The sequence below is a fragment of the Roseateles depolymerans genome (genome assembly GCF_003387155.1).
Taxonomy (GTDB): Bacteria; Pseudomonadota; Gammaproteobacteria; order Burkholderiales; family Burkholderiaceae_C; genus Roseateles; species Roseateles depolymerans.
This window is the reverse complement of record NZ_QUMT01000005.1, coordinates 34,610-51,936: the sequence shown is the minus strand read 5'-3', so window position 1 is coordinate 51,936 and position 17,327 is coordinate 34,610. Positions and strand designations below refer to the sequence as shown.

At 67.8% G+C, this 17,327-nt stretch carries 16 protein-coding genes; 13 read left to right on the top strand and 3 right to left on the bottom strand.

Annotated elements, in window-relative coordinates:
- Position 1: 1 nt before the first annotated feature.
- Genes DES44_RS20870 through DES44_RS20860 form a run of 3 tightly spaced genes read left to right on the top strand, consistent with a single transcriptional unit; the run spans position 2 to position 2,956 of the window.
- The gene (locus DES44_RS20870; protein WP_232309952.1) at positions 2-1,426 is read left to right on the top strand and encodes a branched-chain amino acid ABC transporter permease; all 1,425 of its coding nucleotides are present in this window, start codon (positions 2-4) and stop codon (positions 1,424-1,426) included.
- Positions 1,427-1,442: 16 nt separating this feature from the next.
- Positions 1,443-2,240 (top strand): ABC transporter ATP-binding protein, encoded by a 798-nt coding sequence (locus DES44_RS20865; protein ID WP_058934254.1) that lies wholly within the window; start codon positions 1,443-1,445, stop codon positions 2,238-2,240.
- Positions 2,237-2,956: an ABC transporter ATP-binding protein gene (locus DES44_RS20860; protein ID WP_058934255.1), complete on the top strand. Its 720-nt coding sequence runs from the start codon at positions 2,237-2,239 to the stop codon at positions 2,954-2,956. The genes DES44_RS20865 and DES44_RS20860 overlap by 4 nt, the downstream gene beginning before the upstream one ends.
- Before the next feature lie 58 nt (positions 2,957-3,014).
- Here the strand turns inward: DES44_RS20860 and DES44_RS20855 are convergent, their stop codons facing one another.
- Positions 3,015-3,380 carry a DUF1801 domain-containing protein gene (locus tag DES44_RS20855; RefSeq protein ID WP_058934256.1) on the bottom strand — a complete coding sequence of 122 codons (366 nt, stop codon included), beginning with the start codon at positions 3,378-3,380 and terminating at the stop codon, positions 3,015-3,017.
- A gap of 277 nt (positions 3,381-3,657) precedes the next feature.
- Between DES44_RS20855 and DES44_RS20850 the strand changes: the two genes are divergently transcribed.
- Positions 3,658-4,098 (top strand): hypothetical protein, encoded by a 441-nt coding sequence (locus DES44_RS20850; RefSeq protein WP_058934257.1) that lies wholly within the window; start codon positions 3,658-3,660, stop codon positions 4,096-4,098.
- A 19-nt stretch (positions 4,099-4,117) separates the two neighbouring features.
- Here the strand turns inward: DES44_RS20850 and DES44_RS20845 are convergent, their stop codons facing one another.
- Entirely contained in the window at positions 4,118-5,464 is a 1,347-nt protein-coding gene (locus tag DES44_RS20845) for a hypothetical protein (RefSeq protein WP_058934258.1), read from the bottom strand.
- Between the two features lie 155 nt (positions 5,465-5,619).
- On the opposite strand from DES44_RS20845, the gene DES44_RS20840 reads away from it, so the two are divergent.
- From DES44_RS20840 to DES44_RS20820, 5 genes are all read left to right on the top strand, one after another.
- Entirely contained in the window at positions 5,620-7,716 is a 2,097-nt protein-coding gene (locus DES44_RS20840) for a 3-hydroxyacyl-CoA dehydrogenase NAD-binding domain-containing protein (RefSeq protein ID WP_058934259.1), read from the top strand.
- Between the two features lie 16 nt (positions 7,717-7,732).
- Entirely contained in the window at positions 7,733-8,908 is a 1,176-nt protein-coding gene (locus DES44_RS20835; protein WP_058934260.1) for an acetyl-CoA C-acyltransferase, read from the top strand.
- A gap of 86 nt (positions 8,909-8,994) precedes the next feature.
- The gene (locus tag DES44_RS20830) at positions 8,995-10,812 is read left to right on the top strand and encodes an acyl-CoA dehydrogenase (protein ID WP_058937263.1); all 1,818 of its coding nucleotides are present in this window, start codon (positions 8,995-8,997) and stop codon (positions 10,810-10,812) included.
- 21 nt (positions 10,813-10,833) lie between these two features.
- Complete coding sequence (locus DES44_RS20825; protein ID WP_058934261.1) at positions 10,834-11,625, top strand: SDR family oxidoreductase; 792 nt, start codon at positions 10,834-10,836, stop codon at positions 11,623-11,625.
- A 17-nt stretch (positions 11,626-11,642) separates the two neighbouring features.
- A complete protein-coding gene (locus tag DES44_RS20820) occupies positions 11,643-12,095 on the top strand; it encodes a PaaI family thioesterase (protein WP_058934262.1) in 453 nt (150 codons plus the stop codon).
- A gap of 13 nt (positions 12,096-12,108) precedes the next feature.
- Here the strand turns inward: DES44_RS20820 and DES44_RS20815 are convergent, their stop codons facing one another.
- Entirely contained in the window at positions 12,109-13,539 is a 1,431-nt protein-coding gene (locus DES44_RS20815; RefSeq protein WP_058934263.1) for a hypothetical protein, read from the bottom strand.
- Between the two features lie 261 nt (positions 13,540-13,800).
- On the opposite strand from DES44_RS20815, the gene DES44_RS20810 reads away from it, so the two are divergent.
- The 4 genes from DES44_RS20810 to DES44_RS20795 all read left to right on the top strand — a co-directional run bounded on the left by DES44_RS20810 (position 13,801) and on the right by DES44_RS20795 (position 17,315).
- Entirely contained in the window at positions 13,801-14,820 is a 1,020-nt protein-coding gene (locus DES44_RS20810) for an NADP-dependent oxidoreductase (protein ID WP_058934264.1), read from the top strand.
- Complete coding sequence (locus tag DES44_RS20805; RefSeq protein ID WP_083525410.1) at positions 14,820-15,344, top strand: GNAT family N-acetyltransferase; 525 nt, start codon at positions 14,820-14,822, stop codon at positions 15,342-15,344. Before DES44_RS20810 ends, DES44_RS20805 begins: the two co-directional genes overlap by 1 nt.
- 142 nt (positions 15,345-15,486) lie before the next feature.
- Positions 15,487-16,422 (top strand): glutathione S-transferase family protein, encoded by a 936-nt coding sequence (locus tag DES44_RS20800; RefSeq protein ID WP_058934265.1) that lies wholly within the window; start codon positions 15,487-15,489, stop codon positions 16,420-16,422.
- Positions 16,419-17,315, top strand: coding sequence for an SDR family oxidoreductase (locus DES44_RS20795; protein ID WP_058934266.1), 897 nt, complete (start codon positions 16,419-16,421; stop codon positions 17,313-17,315). The genes DES44_RS20800 and DES44_RS20795 overlap by 4 nt, the downstream gene beginning before the upstream one ends.
- Positions 17,316-17,327 lie beyond the last annotated feature (12 nt).

Here is a 17,327-nt window from a genome sequence, read left to right as displayed (position 1 = left end):
CATGTCCGTCGTCATGCCCTCTGCGCAGGCCGGTCCGGCCACGTCCGGCGCCGGTTCCGGCTCCAGCGCCGGCTCCAGCACCGGCATCAGCGCCGGATCCTCGCCGCAGCTCCAGCGTCCCGGCCGCGTGCCCCGGGGCCAGAGCTACCACTTCAAGCCCTACAACGTCGGCCGCTGGCTGGTATGGGGCGTGTATGCGCTGGCCTTGCTGGTCGCGCCCCTGCTGTGGACCAGCAGCCTGGCGCAGACGATGCTGTCGCAGATCGGCATCGCCATCATTGCCTGCCTGTCCTACAACCTGCTGCTGGGGCAGGGCGGCATGCTGAGCTTCGGGCATGCGGTCTACAGCGGCCTGGGGGCCTACCTGGCCATCCACACCCTCAATGCAGTCTCCGGCGGACAGCTTCAGTGGCTGCCAGTGAGCCTGATCCCCATCGTGGGCGGGCTGGCCGGGCTGGGCTTTGCGGCGCTGTTTGGTTATGTCTCGACCAAGAAGTCGGGCACGCCCTTCGCGATGATCACGCTGGGCCTGGCCGAGCTGATCTGGTCGATGTCGCTGATGCTGCCGGAGTTCTTCGGCGGGGAAGGCGGCATCTCCGGCAACCGCGTCGTCGGCGCGCCGGTGCTGGGCATCAGCTTCGGGCCGCAGGTGCAGGTGTACTACCTCATCGCGGTCTACTGCTTCATCTGCACCGGGCTGATGTTCGCTTTCACCCGCACGCCGCTGGGGCGCATGCTCAATGCGGTGCGGGACAACCCCGAGCGGGTGCAGTTCATCGGGTACGACACGCAATGGGTCCGCTTCCTGGCCTTCCTGATCGCCGGTTTCTTTGCCGGGGTGTCGGGCGGCCTGTCAGCGCTGAACTTCGAGATCGTGACCGCCGAGGTGGTGGGCGCGGCCCGCTCCGGCGCCTACCTGCTGTTCACCTTCCTGGGCGGGGCCACCTTCTTCTTCGGCCCCATCATCGGCGCGGTGCTGATGGTGGTGGCGCTGGTGCTGCTGTCGGAGCTGACCAAGGCCTGGCTGCTGTACCTGGGCCTGGTCTTCCTCTTCATGGTGATGTATGCGCCCGGCGGCTTTGCGTCGCTGATCATGATGAACCTGCGCCTGGCGGCCTTTGGCCGGCTGCGCTCGATCTGGCCGGCCTACCTGGCCCTGGGCGGCACCGCGCTGCTGGCGTTGCTGGGCGGCTCGGTGATGGTGGAGATGCTCTACCACCTGCAGCTCAATGAAGCCCTGGGGCCGCAGGCGCGTGTGCTGGGCGTGGAGCTCAACACCAAGGGCCTGGATGCCTGGTTCGGGGCGGTCTTTGTCCTGGTGACCGGGCTGGGGCTGTTCGAGCTGGCGCGGCGGGAGTTCCGCCGCCACTGGAACGAGGCCCAGGAAGAGATCGAAAAAGAGATCAAGCGCAGGGAAAGCCTGTGAACGCCGGGAGCACCCCATGAGCACATCGACGGACACGACCCCCTGGGCCCTGGAACTGCGCAGCCTGCGCAAGAGCTTTGGCCGCAGCGAAATCATCCGCGGCGCGGAACTGGCCGTGAAACCCGGCGAGCGGGTGGCCATCATTGGCCCCAACGGCGCCGGCAAGTCCACGCTGTTCAACCTGATCAGTGGCCGGTTTGCGCCCAGCAGCGGCGAGATCCACCTGTTTGGCGAGCGCATCGACCAGCTGGCCCCGCATCAGATCAATCGCCGCGGCCTGTCGCGCAGTTTCCAGGTGTCCAACCTGTTCACCCGCCTGTCGGTCTTCGAAAACATCCGCTGCGCGCTGCTGTGGTCGATGGGCCACCGCTATGCCTTCTGGAAATTCCTCGCCGGCCTGGACGACCTCAATGACCGCGCCGATGAACTGCTGGAGATGCTGCATCTGGACAAGAAACGCGACGTGCCGGCGATGAACCTGACCTATGCCGAGGCGCGGGCGCTGGAGATCGGCATCACCATTGCCGGCGGGGCCAAGGTGATCCTGCTGGACGAGCCCACCGCCGGCATGAGCAAGAGCGAGACCAAGCGCTTCATCCAGCTGATCCGGCAGGTCACCGAGGGCCGCACGCTGCTGACGGTGGAGCACGACATGGGCGTGGTCTTCGGCCTGGCCGACAAGATCGCGGTGCTGGTGTATGGGGAGGTGATCGCCTTCGACGTGCCGGAAGCGGTGCGGGCCAATCCGCGGGTGCAGGAGGCCTATCTGGGCTCGGTGCTGGCCGAGGCGCAGGCGGAAGGAGCGCACGCATGAGCCAGGCGACACGAACGCTCACGCTGGAGAACCTGCATGCCTTCTACGGCAAGAGCCATGTGCTGCACGGGGTGACGATGGAGGTGCGGCCGGGGGAGATCGTCAGCCTGCTCGGGCGCAACGGCTCTGGCCGGTCCACCACGGTCAAGACCATCATGGGCCAGGTGGAAGGCACCGGCGCGGTGAACTGGGGCGGCCGGGCGCTGCTGGGCCGCAAGGCCTATGAGATCGCCCATGAAGGCATCGGCTATGTGCCGGAGAACCGGGACATCTTTCCCAAGCTCACCGTGCATCAGAACCTGATGCTGGGGCAGAAAAGTGGACGCCGCGCCCAAAAGCCGCGCTGGGGCTTCGACGACATGTACCAGATGTTCCCCCGCCTGAAGGAGCGTCAGCATACCGAGGCCGGCGTGCTGTCGGGCGGCGAGCAGCAGATGCTGACCCTGTGCCGCACGCTGATGGGCGACCCGGACCTGATCATGATCGACGAGCCGACGGAGGGCCTGGCGCCCAAGATCGTGGAACTGGTGGCGGACTATCTCAAGGAGCTGAAGCGGCGCGGGGTGTCGGTGCTGCTGGTGGAGCAGAAACTCGCCATTGCGCTGGAGATCTCGGAGCGCTGCTATGTGATGGGCCACGGGCGCATCGTGTTCGAGGGCACGCCGGCCGATCTCAAGGCCAATGCCTACATCCGCAAGGAGTGGCTGGAGGTCTGAGGCCGGCGGGGACCGACCGGGCCATCGGGCGATCGGGCGCCGCAGGCGCCCCTGGCGATCACGCACCCCGGTTGTAGGCGACCGCTGCGCGGATGAGGTCCTGGAAGGCGTCCTCATCCAGCGGGTCCTGTTCCTTCAAGTCGATGGCGCGCCGGGTGCCGCCATCCAGGCTGGCATTGAAGAGCTGATGCGGGTCCGGCAGCCGGGCGCCCTGCGCAAAGGTCAGCTTGATCTTGTCCTTGTAGGTCTCGCCGGTGCAGAGGATGCCGTGGTCGGACCAGGTGGGCACCCCAGCCGGGTTGGTGGGTTTTTTCCACTTGGCTTCTTCGGTGGCCTCCGGCGCCGCGGCGCGGATCAGCGACCGGAGGTGATCCAGCCGGCGGGCGCGCCAGTCGGGGACGGCTGAGCGGGGGGAAGGCGTCATCCATCTGCTCCTCAAGGGGTGACCATCTTCGGATGCTAGCAGCCGCAAAACGGTGCCCCATCGCACGCTCGTGAGCTCATCAAGGTGAAAACTTGTGTCGCCCGTCGCGAAACCCCGACCCGGGTCCCCTGTTCCGGGTGGGTGGGTGGCGTTACAGGCCCGTGACAGCACACTACATTGGCCTGAAGCGGCGCCCGCCAGGGGCGCCGGCCCCTGCGCAGCGGTGCCTCGGCCGGTCGCAGCGGACATTCAGAAGTTCCAGAAGGAGCCAAACAACATGGACATCGGGCAGGTTTGGAGCATCGTGGCGGGTGCTGTGGGTGGTGGGGTGGTCGTCGGGGTCGGCGCCAGCCTGTGGTGGCACAACCGGCTGGGCAAGGCCCGGGGGCTGATCGAGCAGCTCAAGGCCTCGCGGGATCTGCTCAACCAGCAGAACAGCCAGGCGCGGCGGCAGATCGAGCAGCTCCAGCTGGAGCTGGGTGAGCTGCGGCTGATCGCCGAGCGGGTGCGTCGCCGCGCGGCCAACACCGTCAGCCCGCCGGACACGCTGGGGCCGCCGATCGAGCCGCGTGTGGCCTCGCCCCTGGCCCCGCAGGGCATGCCGATGCAGGCGCGGGTGGCGCAGGGCGGCGGCGCTTTCCTGCCGACCCAGCATGAGGATCTTGAGGACAACAGCGGGTTTGCGCCCACGCAGATCGACCGGCCGCGGGGGCGCTGAGCGCCATCAGTGCGGCTGATCAGGGCCGCTGTGACACGACCTGATCGCCGTCCAGCACGGGCGTGTGACCCTGCAGCGCGGCATCGATCAACTGGCGCCGCCATTGCTCATCGCCCCATTGCTCGGACCTTCGCGCAAAGGCGGCCACCCGCTCGCGCTGCCCCGCGATTTCCTGCGGCGACGCACTCAGCACCCAGAGCTGCAAGGCCGCCAGCGCTGCAAGCTCGTCCGGCGCTCGCCGTTCATAACGGAATGAATCGTTCTGACGCGCCACGACGTCCCAGCAGGCCTTCAGCATGGGCCTCACGAAGTTCAACAGCTCCGTGTAGCTCAGACGCATGTTGCGCCGGTCGGAGAGGCGTTTCAGGACGTGCGCATGGTTGGCCGCGTCCACACCGCTGAGCAACTCGGCGGGCACGGCTTGCATCAGGGCGGGTGCGCAGCTTTGGAATCTCGGGGTGACCCAGAATCCATCGCGGAATTTATGGGCAGAGTCCAGCACATGGCGTTCCACCACATCCCTGATGGCGACGAACTCCGCATCGCTCAGTTGGGGCAGCGTCTCTGGCGTTTGCGCCCATCCCCGCAACCGGTCCAGGGTCAGGCCCGGGTCCGGGTGCGGAGCCAGATCCTGGGGCACCACTGCGCGGGCCTTGAGCCCCAAGTACAGCGGGTTGGGCCCAGGCGGGAACGTCCGGAAATAACGCAGCTGCTGGGCCTGCACGGCGGATAACGGCCTGCCGTCTTCCACGATGTCCAGCGCAGTGATCTCCTCGATGTCCGGGCAGGCCCTGAGCCATGCGCGGACCGCCTCCGCCGTGCAGCCGCGGGGCAGGGTCAGCCGCTTGCAATCGCGACCCATGGCTCGCATCTGGTCCTGGGACAGCGCCATGAAGTCGCGCCGTCTCATGCCGGACATGTCCAGATGACCGGTGGAGGAGACGGCAGGAACCGGCCCCCCACCCAGGCCAGAGTCGCTGCCGGACGAAAACACGCTGTCCGGGCCGTTGCTGCCCTCGGACCGGAGACTGAGCGTCCTGCTGCCATCCAACGTGCCTCGGCGCGAGCGGCGCTGCAACGCCTCCGCCGTGGGGGCGGAAGGCTGGCTCAGCGCCCGAAGCAGTGGCACCTTGACCCGCGAGGCGCCCGGCCGGTCCGGGGCTTCGCCCTCGGGGGCCTCCTGCAGCGAGCGGGGCCGTTCATGCCGGGAGGGACGGCCCGCGCCGTCCGCCGGCCGCCAACCCTCGGTACCGGGCGACGGGTCGGGCTCCACCTCGGGCTCTGCATCGGTGGCAGCCTCAAACGCGTGGGTGCCGGCTCCGGCATCTGCGCTGTGAAGGGGTTTGGGGAAACAGCACCGCCACATGGAAGCTCCTCAGCCAGGTTGAATCGCCATGTGTCGCCGAACAGGGCCAAGAGGTTCCATGTCTGGGCGGGTGCCGTCGGTTTGTCGCCGCAGGGACATCACAGCGGCGAGCGCTCTGCCTAGAATCGAACGACCGTTCTTTTCAAGGAACACGCATGAGTGCCAACTACGAAGTCCGCGGCTCGGTGGCCGTGATCACGCTGAACAATCCGCCGGTGAATGGCCTGGGCCATGCCACCCGCAAGGCGACCGCCGAGGGGATCGAGCGGGCCGAGAACGACGCGGCCATCAAGGCGGTGGTGATCGCCGGCGCCGGCAAGGCGTTTTCCGGCGGTGCCGACATCCGTGAGTTCGGCTCCCCCAAGGCGCTGGCCGAGCCCAACCTGCTGTCGCTGATCGCGCGGGTGGAGTCCTGCAGCAAGCCGGTGGTGGCCGCCATCCACAGCGTCTGCATGGGCGGTGGCCTGGAGCTGGCGCTGGGCTGCCACTACCGCGTCGCGGCGCCCGGCACCAAGGTGGCCCTGCCGGAAGTGAAGCTGGGCCTGTTGCCCGGCGCTGGCGGCACGCAGCGACTGCCGCGTGCGCTGGGCGTGGAGCCGGCGCTGAACATGATCGTCAGCGGCGAGCCGGTCAACAGCGAGCTGCTGGCCCAGGTGCCGGGCCAGGTGCTGTTCCAGAAGATCGTCGAGGGCGACCTGCTCGATGGCGCCGTGGCCTTTGCCATGGAGGTGGCGGACAAGCGCCCGCTGCCACGGGTGCGGGACCTCAAGGCGCAGCATCCCGAGCCGCAGGGCTACTTCCAGTTCGCCCGCAACACGGTGCAGGCGATGAGCAAGCATTTCCCCGCGCCGCTGCAGTGCGTCGATGCGGTGGCCGCGGCGGTGAGCCAGCGCTTCGAGGACGGCATGAAGGCCGAGCGCGATGCCTTCGCCCAGCTGATGCTGACGCCGGAATCCAAGGCGCTGCGCCATGCCTTCTTCGCCGAGCGTGCCGCTGCGAAGATTCCCGATGTGCCGGAGGACACGCCGCTGCGGCCGATCCAGAAGGTCGCCATCATCGGTGCCGGCACCATGGGCGGCGGCATCGCGATGAACTTCCTCAATGCCGGCATTCCGGTCACGCTGCTGGAGATGAAGATCGAGGCGCTGGACCGCGGCATCGAGACCATCCGCAAAAACTACGAAGCCCAGATCCGCAAGGGCAAGCTCAAGGAAGACAAGTACGCGCAGCGCATGGCGTTGCTGCAAGGCACGCTGAGCTACACCGAGATCGGCGATGCGGACCTGGTCATCGAGGCCGTGTTCGAGGACATCGGCGTCAAGGAGCAGGTCTTCCGCCGCCTGGACGAGGTGATGAAGCCTGGTGCCATCCTGGCCAGCAACACCTCGACGCTGGACGTCAACAAGATCGCCAGCTTCACCAAGCGTCCGCAGGACGTCATCGGCACCCACTTCTTCAGTCCGGCCAACGTGATGAAGCTGCTGGAAGTGGTGCGCGGTGCCGCCACCGCCAAGGACGTGCTCGCCACGGTGATGGCGCTGGGCAAGAAGATCCGCAAGACCTGCGTGGTGTCCGGCGTCTGCGACGGCTTCATCGGCAACCGCATGATCGAGCAGTACAGCCGGCAGGCCGGTTTCCTGCTGGAGGAAGGCTGCACGCCGCAGCAGGTGGACAAGGCGGTCGAACGTTTCGGCTTCGCCATGGGCCCGTTCCGCATGGGCGACCTGGCCGGCAACGACGTGGGCTGGTACATCCGCAAGCGGCGCTACATCGAAAAGCCGGACCTGCGTTATTCCAAGACCGCCGACCTGCTGTGCGAGATGGGTCGCTTCGGCCAGAAGACCGGTGCGGGCTGGTACGACTACCAGCCGGGCAAGCGGGATGCGATTCCCTCCCGCACCGTGCTGGAGATGATCGACATGCATCGCTCGGCCCTGGGCATCACGCCGCGCAAGATCAGCGACGAGGAGATCGTGCAGCGCCTGGTGTTCGCCCTGGTCAACGAAGGCGCCCGCATCCTGGAGGAAGGCATCGCGCTGCGCGCCTCCGACATCGACATGGTCTACCTCACCGGCTACGGCTTCCCGCTGTGGCGCGGCGGCCCGATGTGTTATGCGGACACGGTGGGCCTGTACAACGTGGTCCAGACGATGAAGCGCTTTGCCCGCAACCCGCTGGATGACGGCAAGTTCTGGGAACCCGCACCGCTGCTGGCCCGTCTGGCCGAGCAGGGCAAGGGCTTCACCGACTGAGAACAAGGAGCTAGGAATGAGCAACGCACTGATCGTGTCCACGGCCCGCACCCCGCTGGCCAAGAGCTGGAAAGGCTCCTTCAACATGACCCATGGCGCCACGCTCGGCGGCCATGTGGTGCGCGCCGCGGTGGAGCGCGCCGGCATCGAGCCGGGCGAGGTGGAAGATGTGCTGATGGGCTGCGCCACGCCCGAAGGCGCCACCGGCAGCAACATCGCCCGCCAGATCGCGCTGCGGGCCGGTCTGCCGGTGTCGGTGTCCGGCATGACCATCAACCGCTTCTGCTCCAGCGGCCTGCAGACCATCGCCACCGCGGCCCAGCGCATCATCGCCGGCGAGGGCGATGTGTTTGTCGCCGGCGGTGTGGAGAGCATCTCCTGCGTGCAGAACGAGGCCAACCGGCACATGATCCATGAAGGCTGGCTGTCGCAGCACAAGCCCGAGATCTACTGGTCCATGCTGCAGACTGCCGAGAACGTCGCCCAGCGCTACAAGATTCCGAAGGAGCGCATGGACCACTACGGCGCCGGCAGCCAGCAGAAAGCCTGTGCGGCCCAGGCCGAAGGGCTGTTCAATGCCGAGATCGTGCCCATCACCGTCACCCGCGGCGTGGCCGACAAGGTGCGCGGCATGATCACCCAGGAGGCCACCGTCAGCATCGACGAAGGCCTGCGCGTGGGCACCACCTACGAGAGCATCAAGGACATCCGCACCGCCGTGCCCGGCGGCGTGGTCACGGCCGGCAATGCCAGCCAGTTCAGCGACGGCGCCGGCGCCTGCGCCGTGGTCAGCGAAGCCTATGCGCAGCGCAAGGGCCTGAAGCCGCTGGGCCGTTTCCTCGGCTTTGCGGTGGCTGGCTGCGAGCCCGATGAAATGGGCATCGGTCCGGTCTTCGCCGTGCCCAAGGTGCTCAAGCGCCTGGGCCTGACGGTGGCGGACATCGACCTGTGGGAACTCAACGAGGCCTTTGCCGTGCAGGTGCTGTATTGCGCCGACACGCTGGGCATCCCCATGGACCGCCTCAACGTCAACGGCGGCGCGATCGCCCTGGGGCACCCCTACGGTGTCTCCGGCCAGCGCTTGACCGGCCATGCCCTGATCGAAGGCAAGCGCCGCGGCGCCAAGCGGGTGTGCGTCACGATGTGCATCGGCGGCGGCATGGGCGCTGCGGGCGTGTTTGAAGTGCTGTGACCGCCCCGGTGGACTGAAACCCTCGAGGTCCGGCAGCCCCTGTGAAGGGCGGCCGGACCGGCGCCGACCGGCGCGGAGACCTTGCCATGCGTGACACCCTCGATTTCCTGCTGTACGACTGGCTCCAGGTCCAGCGTCTGCAGGACCGCCCCCGCTTTGCCGACCACTCCCGCGAGACCTTCGACGCGGTGCTGGACACCTGCGAGCGCATCGCCCGCGACAAGTTCGCGCCCTTCAACCGTCTGGCCGACACCGAGGAGCCGCGCTTCGACGGCGAGCGGGTGCATCTGCCGGCGGCCACCCATGCGGCGCTGGCGGCCTATGTCGAGTCCGGCATGCTGGCGGCGGCGCAGGACCATGAGCGCGGCGGCATGCAACTGCCACTAACGGTGGAGATGGCCGCCAATGCCTTCTTCAGCAAGGCCAGCGTGGCCATGGGCGGCTACGCCATGCTCACCCAGGGCAATGCCAACCTGCTGATGGCCCATGGCACGCCGACGCAGCAGGAGGTCTTCGCCGCCAATGAATTCAGCGGCCGCTGGTTCGGCACCATGTGCCTGTCCGAGCCGCAGGCGGGCTCGTCCCTCAGCGACGTGGCCACCCGCGCCGAGCCGGACGGGGATACGTTCGAGGCTGACCCGCTGGGTCCCCGCTACCGCCTGACCGGCCACAAGATGTGGATCTCCGGTGGGGAGCACGAGATCACCGAGAACATCGTGCATCTGGTGCTGGCCAAGATTCCGGGTCCGGACGGCAAGCTGCCGCCTGGCGTGAAGGGCCTGTCGCTGTTCATCGTGCCCAAGCACCTGGTGGATGGGCAGGGCCGGCTCACCGGCGAGCGCAATGACGTGTCGCTGGCCGGGCTCAACCACAAGCTGGGCTATCGCGGCACCACCAACTGCCTGCTCAATTTCGGGGAAGGGCGCCACCGTCCCGGCGGCCGCGGCGGGGCCGTCGGCTACCGCGTCGGGCAGCCGGGCGACGGCCTGCGCTGCATGTTCCACATGATGAACGAGGCCCGCATCGGCGTCGGCCTGGGCGCGGTGATGCTCGGTTATGCCGGCTATGAGGCCAGCCTGGCCTATGCCCGCCAGCGACCGCAAGGACGGCCGTTGACGGCGGCCGGCAAGGATGCGGCGGCACCGCAGCGGCTGATCATCGAGCATGCAGACGTCAAGCGCATGCTGCTGGCGCAAAAGAGTTATGTGGAAGGCGGTCTGGCCCTGGCGCTGTATTGCGCCCGGCTGGTCGATGAGCAGGCCACCGGCACGCCCGAAGCCGCCGCCCAGGCGCAACTGATGCTGGAAGTGCTCACGCCCATTGCCAAGAGCTGGCCCAGCGAATGGTGCCTGGAGGCCAATTCGCTGGCCATCCAGGTGCTGGGCGGCTACGGCTACACCCGGGACTTCCCGGTGGAGCAGTACTGGCGGGACAACCGCCTGAACATGATCCATGAAGGCACCCACGGCATCCAGGCGCTGGACCTGCTGGGGCGCAAGGTGGTGATGGACGGCGGCAAGGCGCTGATGACGCTGGCTGGCCGCATCAACGAGACGGTGCAGCGGGCCGGGCAGGTGGAAGGCTTGGCCTCGGCGGCGACCGCGCTGGCCGGCGCGCTGGCAGCGGTCGGATCGGCCACCAAGAAGGCCTGGGCCACCGGCGTGCCGGAAGAGGCGCTGGCCAATGCCACGCCGTATCTGCAGGCCTTTGGCCACACCGTGATGGCCTGGATCTGGCTGGAGCTGGCCCTGGCCGTGGAAGGCCGCGATGACGATGCCGCGCAGGGCAAACGGGCCGCGCAGCGCTATTTCTATGCATACGAGCTGCCCCGCATCGCGGCCTGGCTGTCGGTGGTGGAACGCCGCGAGCCGCTGGTCCGTGAGATGCAGGACCGCTGGTTCTGAACCATAACCAAGGAGACACCGATGAGCAGCAAAGTGCTGGACCTGTTTGACCTCACAGGCCAGGTGGCCCTGGTGACCGGCGGGTCGCGCGGGCTGGGCCTGCAGATCGCCGAAGCGCTGGGCGAAGCCGGTGCCCGCGTCATGATCAGCTCCCGCAAGGCGGCTGACCTGGAAGAGGCGGTGGCCCATTTGAAGGCGCGCGGCATCGATGCGCAATACATCGCCGCCGATGCCGCCGATGAGGCGCAGGCGCGCAGCATCGTCAGCCAGACGGTGCAGCGGCTCGGCCAGATCGACATCCTGGTGAACAACGCGGGCGCCACCTGGGGCGCACCGGCCGAGGACCATCCGGTGGAGGCCTGGGACAAGGTGATGGACCTGAACATCCGCAGCCTCTTCGTGATGAGCCAGGAAGCCGCCCGTCAGAGCATGATTCCGCGCCGCCAGGGCCGCATCATCAATGTGGCGTCCATCGCGGGCCTGAGCGGCAACAGCGGTTTGATGAAGACCATTGCCTACAACACCAGCAAGGGCGCGGCGGTGAACTTCACCCGCGCGCTGGCCGGGGAGTGGGGCGAATACGGCATCACCGTCAACGCCCTGGCGCCGGGCTTTTTCCCCAGCAAGATGACCAAGGGCCTGATGGCCAGCATCGGCCAGGACAAGCTCGCGGCCCACGCGCCGCTGCGCCGCATCGGCGACGACGACGACCTCAAAGGCGCCGCGCTGCTGTTTGCCAGCCGGGCCGGCAAGCACATCACCGGGCAGGTGCTGGCGGTGGACGGAGGCGTCTCCGCCGTGCATGGCGGCTGAGCGGTATCCTCGCGGCCATGACGACCTCTCTTGCCTTTCCGGTGCACATCCCGTTTGTTCAGCAGCTCGGTTTCGAGCTGATCCGCCTGGACGACGGGGAAGCCGAACTGAGACTGTCGGTGCGCGAGCTGCACCTGAACTCCTGGGAAGTGGCCCACGGCGGCGTGTTGATGACGCTGCTGGACGTGGCCATGGCCCATGCGGCCCGCAGCATCCATCGGGACCAGCCGGACTTCGGCCCCGGCGTGGTGACGGTGGAAATGAAGACCAGCTTCATGCGGCCCGGGGAAGGGCAGTTGCGGGCGGTGGGGCGGCTGCTGCATCGCTCCACCACCATGGCCTTCTGCGAAGGCTCGGTGCTGGGGGAGGACGGCAAGCTCTGCGCCCATGCCACCGGGACCTTCAAGTACCTCAAGGCGCTGCCGGGGCGCGGCCGCAGTCTCAAAGCGCTGCAGCGCACGACCGGCTGAGCCCGGGCAGGCCTCAAACGGTGACGGGGTTGCGGTCGGGGCGCGGGTGCGGCAGCGGGGGCGCGGTGTCATCTGCCGGCAAACGGCCCAGCACGGCCAGACCATCGGCCAGCGTGGCCACCTCCGTGCGGGACAGGCTGGAGGTCTTGCCGGCGGCCACCCGCTCGATCACGTAGGAACAGGAGAGCAGCGCGAGCCGATCAGGAGTGGCCAGGGCAGGACTCCATGCCGCCCGTCGGACCAGCGGCTCCAGCGGCGCCAATTGCAGCGGGGAAATGTTCATCCGCGCAGGCGGCATGGGGGCGGTTTTCATCCATTCCAGGAACGGCGCGAGCTGGGTGCGTGCGCGGGCCAGTTCGCCCGAGGGGACCGAAGCGCTCGGACGGGAGCGTGGCTGCAGCCCTTTGACGCCGTTTTGAAAGTGCGCCTTGAGCTGGTCGTGGCAGAGCTGGAGGTCGCGTTCGAAACCGGCTTCGCGGGTGCGGCGTTCGTGGGTGGTGGCCCCGACGTTTTCCCATTCGCGCAGTTGGTGCAAGCGCAACTGGTCGGCAGCGTCCGACACACGCAGGCCCTTTTCCATGGGGACGAGGAAGGCCAGTCGGGCCTGAGTGATGGCCGTGTGCAGGTGACGGGCCTGCTCCGGGCTCAGCTCACTGCGGCCCCCTTCCGCCAGCCACTCGCAGGCCAGACGGGCGGCGTGGCGGCCTCGCACCGGAAGCAGCTCGGTCGGCACGGCCTGCAGCAGGTCGTGCAGCTCAGCCGCTTCGTGCGACTCCAGCCCGGGCGCGGCATCCACGGACGCCAGCCGGGCCTGCGGCTGATGCGCCGCCATCAGCTTGTTCGCCTGGGTCGCCGCGGCGTTCCAGCGCGCGACCGTCACCGGGGTCTTCGGCTGGCTCTGCGTCGTGTCCGGGGCGCTCAATGCGGTGTGGCGCATCGGGCGCAGTGGCGCTGTGCGGGCGCCCACGGTGTCCAGCACACGGAGGGTGGAGGCCCGGTCAGCGGCGGGCATCAGGCCTTCATCGCAATGAAGGACCACCAGCCCCGACGGCAGGTCCCGGTCCCGCACGGCGCCGCGAGGCTGCACATCGTGAGCGGTCAGCTCCCGCAGATTCAGCTGCTCGGCAAAGTTCAGCACGGTGGCCGCTTCACAGCCGGACGGCAGCGTCAGATTATCCAGAGCAGGGCGCAAGGCCCGGATGCAGTCGCGCGGCAGCGTGGACACCAGTTGCGGTGAATGCCGCGACAGGTCCAGCTCGCGGGGCTGGCTGAGCAGCGCCTGCTGCAAGTCGCCGGCCAGCGCCATCGCTGCCTTGGACGAATGGCCCGGCTGGGCCTTGCACCAGGATTGGAGCTGGGGGTCCTTCAGCGGGACGGTGTGGGCCTTGGGGGTATCGCCCCGAAGACGATGGAATTGGGATTGGATACTGTGGATCAAGCTCATGGCGCGTACTCCAGACGGTGGGCACCACGTAGTCGCGAGACAACCTGCAGGGTTCGCAGTCGACAACTGTGGTGACGCGCGCTGTGTCAAAAGCTTGATCAAATTTGAGTTCAACCGGCGTGCCCCTTGAGAGCATGCTTGTCACGCAAGGGACTTCAGCCCCACGAATCAACGTGGTTCAATGACCAAAATTTGCTATTTCCCAGCAGGCCCGCAGGTGCGCGGTTTGTTGGGAAGCCTGATCCCTCAGAGGAGCGTTCCATGACCCAGATCAACCGCCAGATCCACCTGGCCTCCCGCCCGACCGGTGAACCCACCGCCGACAACTTCAAGCTGGTGGAGACACCGGTGCCCGACCTGGCGGACGGCCAGGTGCTGGTGCGCAACCACTACCTGAGCCTGGACCCGTACATGCGCGGCCGCATGAGCGAGAGCAAGAGCTATGCGGACCCGCAGCCGCTCAACCAGGTGATGATCGGCGGCACGGTGGGCGAGGTGGTGGCCTCGAAGAACAGCCACTTCGCCGTTGGCGACAAGGTCGTGGGCATGGGCGGCTGGCAGGAGTTTCAGGTGGTGGATGGCCAGCAGCGCGGCGTGCTGCAGAAGGTGGACACCACCCATGTGCCGCTGTCCGCCTATCTGGGCGCGGTCGGCATGCCGGGCGTGACCGGCTGGTATGGCCTGGTGAAGATCATCAACCCCAAGGCCGGCGAGACGGTGGTGGTCAGCGCGGCCAGCGGCGCGGTCGGCGGCGCGGTGGGCCAACTGGCCAAGGTGCGCGGCGCGCGTGCGGTGGGCCTGGCCGGTGGGGCCGAGAAGTGCCGCTATGTGGTCGAGGAACTGGGCTTTGACGCCTGCATCGACTACAAGCAGCACAAGGATGTGAAGTCGCTGGCGGCAGCGCTGAAGGCCGAATGCCCGAATGGCATCGACGGCTACTTCGAGAACGTCGGCGGCATGATCCTGGACGCGGTGATGCTGCGTGCCAATGCTTTCAGCCGCATTGCCATGTGCGGCATGATCGCCGGCTACAACGGCGAGCCGATTCCGATGACGGCGCCGCAGCTGATCCTGGTCAACCGCATGAAGGTGGAAGGCTTCATCGTCTCCGAACACATGGACGTGTGGCCGGAAGCGCTGAAGGAGCTGGGCACGCTGGTGGCCACCGGCAAGCTCAAGTACCGCGAGACCGTGGCGCAGGGCCTGGACAGTGCGCCGGAGGCCTTCCTGGGCCTGCTCAAGGGCCGCAACTTCGGCAAGCAACTGGTCAAGCTGATCTGATGAGCGTGCATGAATGGCGCTGCGAGGCGCTGCCGTCGATGAGCGCCGTGGCGCTCTATCGCATGCTGAAGCTGCGCTCGGAGGTGTTCGTGGTGGAGCAGCAATGCATCTACCTCGACCCGGACGGGCTGGACGAAGGCGCCTGGCATCTGCAGGCGCTGGACGCGAACGGGGCGCTGCTGGCGTATGCGCGCCTGCTGGCGCCTGAGGCTGCGGCGAGCCATGCGCAGGGCTCAGTAGCGCCGACGCCGTCACGCGCGGCCGCTGGCCGGCCGGGCCAGCCTGCGGCTCGCATCGGGCGGGTCATCACGGCGCCTTCTGCGCGCGGGACCGGGCTGGGCCGGCAGCTGATGCAGCAGGCGCTGGCCGCCTGTGAGCGGCTGTGGCCGGGCATGGCCATCGAGCTGGGCGCTCAGGCGCATCTGCAGGACTTCTACGCCAGCTTTGGCTTCACCGCCATTTCCGACGTCTACGACGAGGACGGCATTCCCCACATCGACATGCGCCGTTCCGTGTCGGGTTGATCGCGAGCGGGGGCGGGCGCACCCCCCGCGCCGGCCCCCGACCGCATCCACGGGCCGTCAACACACATCAGACCGGCACCAGACCGGCAGGCCCGCTTCGGAATCGTTTTGGATTCGCTTTGAAATCGCTTTGGAGACAACGATGAGCGACCTGATCCTCCACCACTACGGCAGTTCGCCGTTTGCCGAGAAGACGCGGCTGATGATGGGCCTCAAGGGCCTGGCCTGGCGATCGGTCACCGTGCCGATGATGCTGCCCAAGCCGGATGTGGTGGCCCTGACCGGCGGCTACCGGCGCACGCCCTTTTTGCAGGTGGGCGCGGACATCTACTGCGACACCGCCCTGATCGCCGAGGTCCTCGAACAGCGTCAGCCGGCGCCCAGCCTCTACCCCGAGGGAGTGGGCGGCCAGGCGCGTCTGCTGGCCCAGTGGGCCGATACCGACCTGTTCTGGACGGCACTGCCCCACGCCATGCAGCCCGACGGCATCAAGGCCATCTTTGCCGGTGCACCGCCCGAGGTCATCAAGGCCTTCGCGGCGGACCGGCGGGCCATGTCCGAAGGCACGCCGCGCATCAGCGGCCCCGATGCCAGCGCGGCGCTGACGCACTATCTGGCCTGGCTGTCGGACCTGCTCCAGGACGGTCGTCCCTGGCTGCTGGGCGCGCAGCCATCCATCGCCGATCTGAGCGTCTATCACCCGCTGTGGTTCGTCTCACGCGCAGGCGCCATGGCAGACATCCTGGCGCCGCATGAGGGCCTCAAGACCTGGATGTCGCGCGTTGCGGCGCTGGGCCATGGCGAGCGCGCCGGCAAGCTGGACGGGGAGGAAGCGATTGCCGTCGCCCGCGCCGGCACGCCGGCCGCCGCTTCGGTCCAGCCGGGCCTGGGCTTCACCGCGGGTGAGCGTGTCAGCGTCACCCCGGCTGACTATGCGCGGGATGCGGTGACCGGGGTGCTGGTGGGGCTGGACACGGGCCGCGTCACCCTGGCGCGGGACGACGAACGGGCGGGCCGGGTGCATGTGCACTTCCCGCGCATCGGCTACATGCTCAAGAAACAGGAGACAGGCGCATGAAGGACTATCAAGGCAAGACGGCGGTCATCACCGGCGCGGGCTCGGGCTTCGGCCTCGAAGTGGCCCGCATTGCCGCATCGCGCGGCATGAACCTGGTGCTGTGTGATGTGCAGCAGGATGCGCTGGACCGCGCGGCGCAGGAGTTCGCCGCCCATCCGGTGCTGGCACGCCGGGTGGACGTGGCCAAGGCCGACGAGATGGAAGCGCTGGCCACGGCGGTGCAGGAACGTTTCGGGGCGCCGCACTTCGTCTTCAACAATGCGGGCGTCGGCTCCGGCGGACTGATCTGGGAGAACAGCCTCAGCGACTGGGAATGGGTGCTGGGCGTGAACCTGATGGGCGTGGTGCATGGGGTGCGGCTGTTCACGCCCATGATGCTGGCGGCGGCGCAGGCCGACCCATCCTGGCAGGGCCACATCGTCAACACGTCGTCCATGGCCGGCATGCTGAACCCGCCCAACATGGGCGTCTACAACGTGTCCAAGCATGCGGTGGTGTCGCTCAGCGAAACCCTCTACCAGGACCTGTCCCTGGTGACTGACCAGGTCAAGTGCTCGGTGCTGTGCCCGTTCTTCGTGCCCACCGGCATCACCCAGAGTCATCGGAACCGTCCCGAGGCCTTGCGGGGCAGCAAGCCCACGCGCAGCCAGCTGATCTCGCAGGCGCAGACCGACAAGGCGGTGTCCTCCGGCAAGCTCAGCGCCGCGGACGTGGCCCGCATGGTGTTCGACGCCATGGACGAGGAGCGCTTCTACATCTTCAGCCATCCGCAGGCCCTGCAGGGCGTGCAGACGCGGCTGGAGGATGTGATGCAGGGGCGCAATCCGACCGATCCGTTCAAGGATCGGCCGGACATCGGCGCCGGCCTGCGCAAGGCGTTGCGGGAAGGCTGAAGCCATCCGGGA

What these genes read in the sequence shown, in the direction of transcription:
- DES44_RS20870 (WP_232309952.1), top strand. Translation starts at nt 2, where the DNA reads ATGTCCGTCGTCATGCCCTCTGCGCAGGCCGGTCCGGCCACGTCCGGC.
- DES44_RS20865 (WP_058934254.1), top strand. Translation starts at nt 1,443, where the DNA reads ATGAGCACATCGACGGACACGACCCCCTGGGCCCTGGAACTGCGCAGC.
- DES44_RS20860 (WP_058934255.1), top strand. Translation starts at nt 2,237, where the DNA reads ATGAGCCAGGCGACACGAACGCTCACGCTGGAGAACCTGCATGCCTTC.
- DES44_RS20855 (WP_058934256.1), bottom strand. Translation starts at nt 3,380, where the DNA reads ATGACGCCTTCCCCCCGCTCAGCCGTCCCCGACTGGCGCGCCCGCCGG.
- DES44_RS20850 (WP_058934257.1), top strand. Translation starts at nt 3,658, where the DNA reads ATGGACATCGGGCAGGTTTGGAGCATCGTGGCGGGTGCTGTGGGTGGT.
- DES44_RS20845 (WP_058934258.1), bottom strand. Translation starts at nt 5,464, where the DNA reads ATGTGGCGGTGCTGTTTCCCCAAACCCCTTCACAGCGCAGATGCCGGA.
- DES44_RS20840 (WP_058934259.1), top strand. Translation starts at nt 5,620, where the DNA reads ATGAGTGCCAACTACGAAGTCCGCGGCTCGGTGGCCGTGATCACGCTG.
- DES44_RS20835 (WP_058934260.1), top strand. Translation starts at nt 7,733, where the DNA reads ATGAGCAACGCACTGATCGTGTCCACGGCCCGCACCCCGCTGGCCAAG.
- DES44_RS20830 (WP_058937263.1), top strand. Translation starts at nt 8,995, where the DNA reads ATGCGTGACACCCTCGATTTCCTGCTGTACGACTGGCTCCAGGTCCAG.
- DES44_RS20825 (WP_058934261.1), top strand. Translation starts at nt 10,834, where the DNA reads ATGAGCAGCAAAGTGCTGGACCTGTTTGACCTCACAGGCCAGGTGGCC.
- DES44_RS20820 (WP_058934262.1), top strand. Translation starts at nt 11,643, where the DNA reads ATGACGACCTCTCTTGCCTTTCCGGTGCACATCCCGTTTGTTCAGCAG.
- DES44_RS20815 (WP_058934263.1), bottom strand. Translation starts at nt 13,539, where the DNA reads ATGAGCTTGATCCACAGTATCCAATCCCAATTCCATCGTCTTCGGGGC.
- DES44_RS20810 (WP_058934264.1), top strand. Translation starts at nt 13,801, where the DNA reads ATGACCCAGATCAACCGCCAGATCCACCTGGCCTCCCGCCCGACCGGT.
- DES44_RS20805 (WP_083525410.1), top strand. Translation starts at nt 14,820, where the DNA reads ATGAGCGTGCATGAATGGCGCTGCGAGGCGCTGCCGTCGATGAGCGCC.
- DES44_RS20800 (WP_058934265.1), top strand. Translation starts at nt 15,487, where the DNA reads ATGAGCGACCTGATCCTCCACCACTACGGCAGTTCGCCGTTTGCCGAG.
- DES44_RS20795 (WP_058934266.1), top strand. Translation starts at nt 16,419, where the DNA reads ATGAAGGACTATCAAGGCAAGACGGCGGTCATCACCGGCGCGGGCTCG.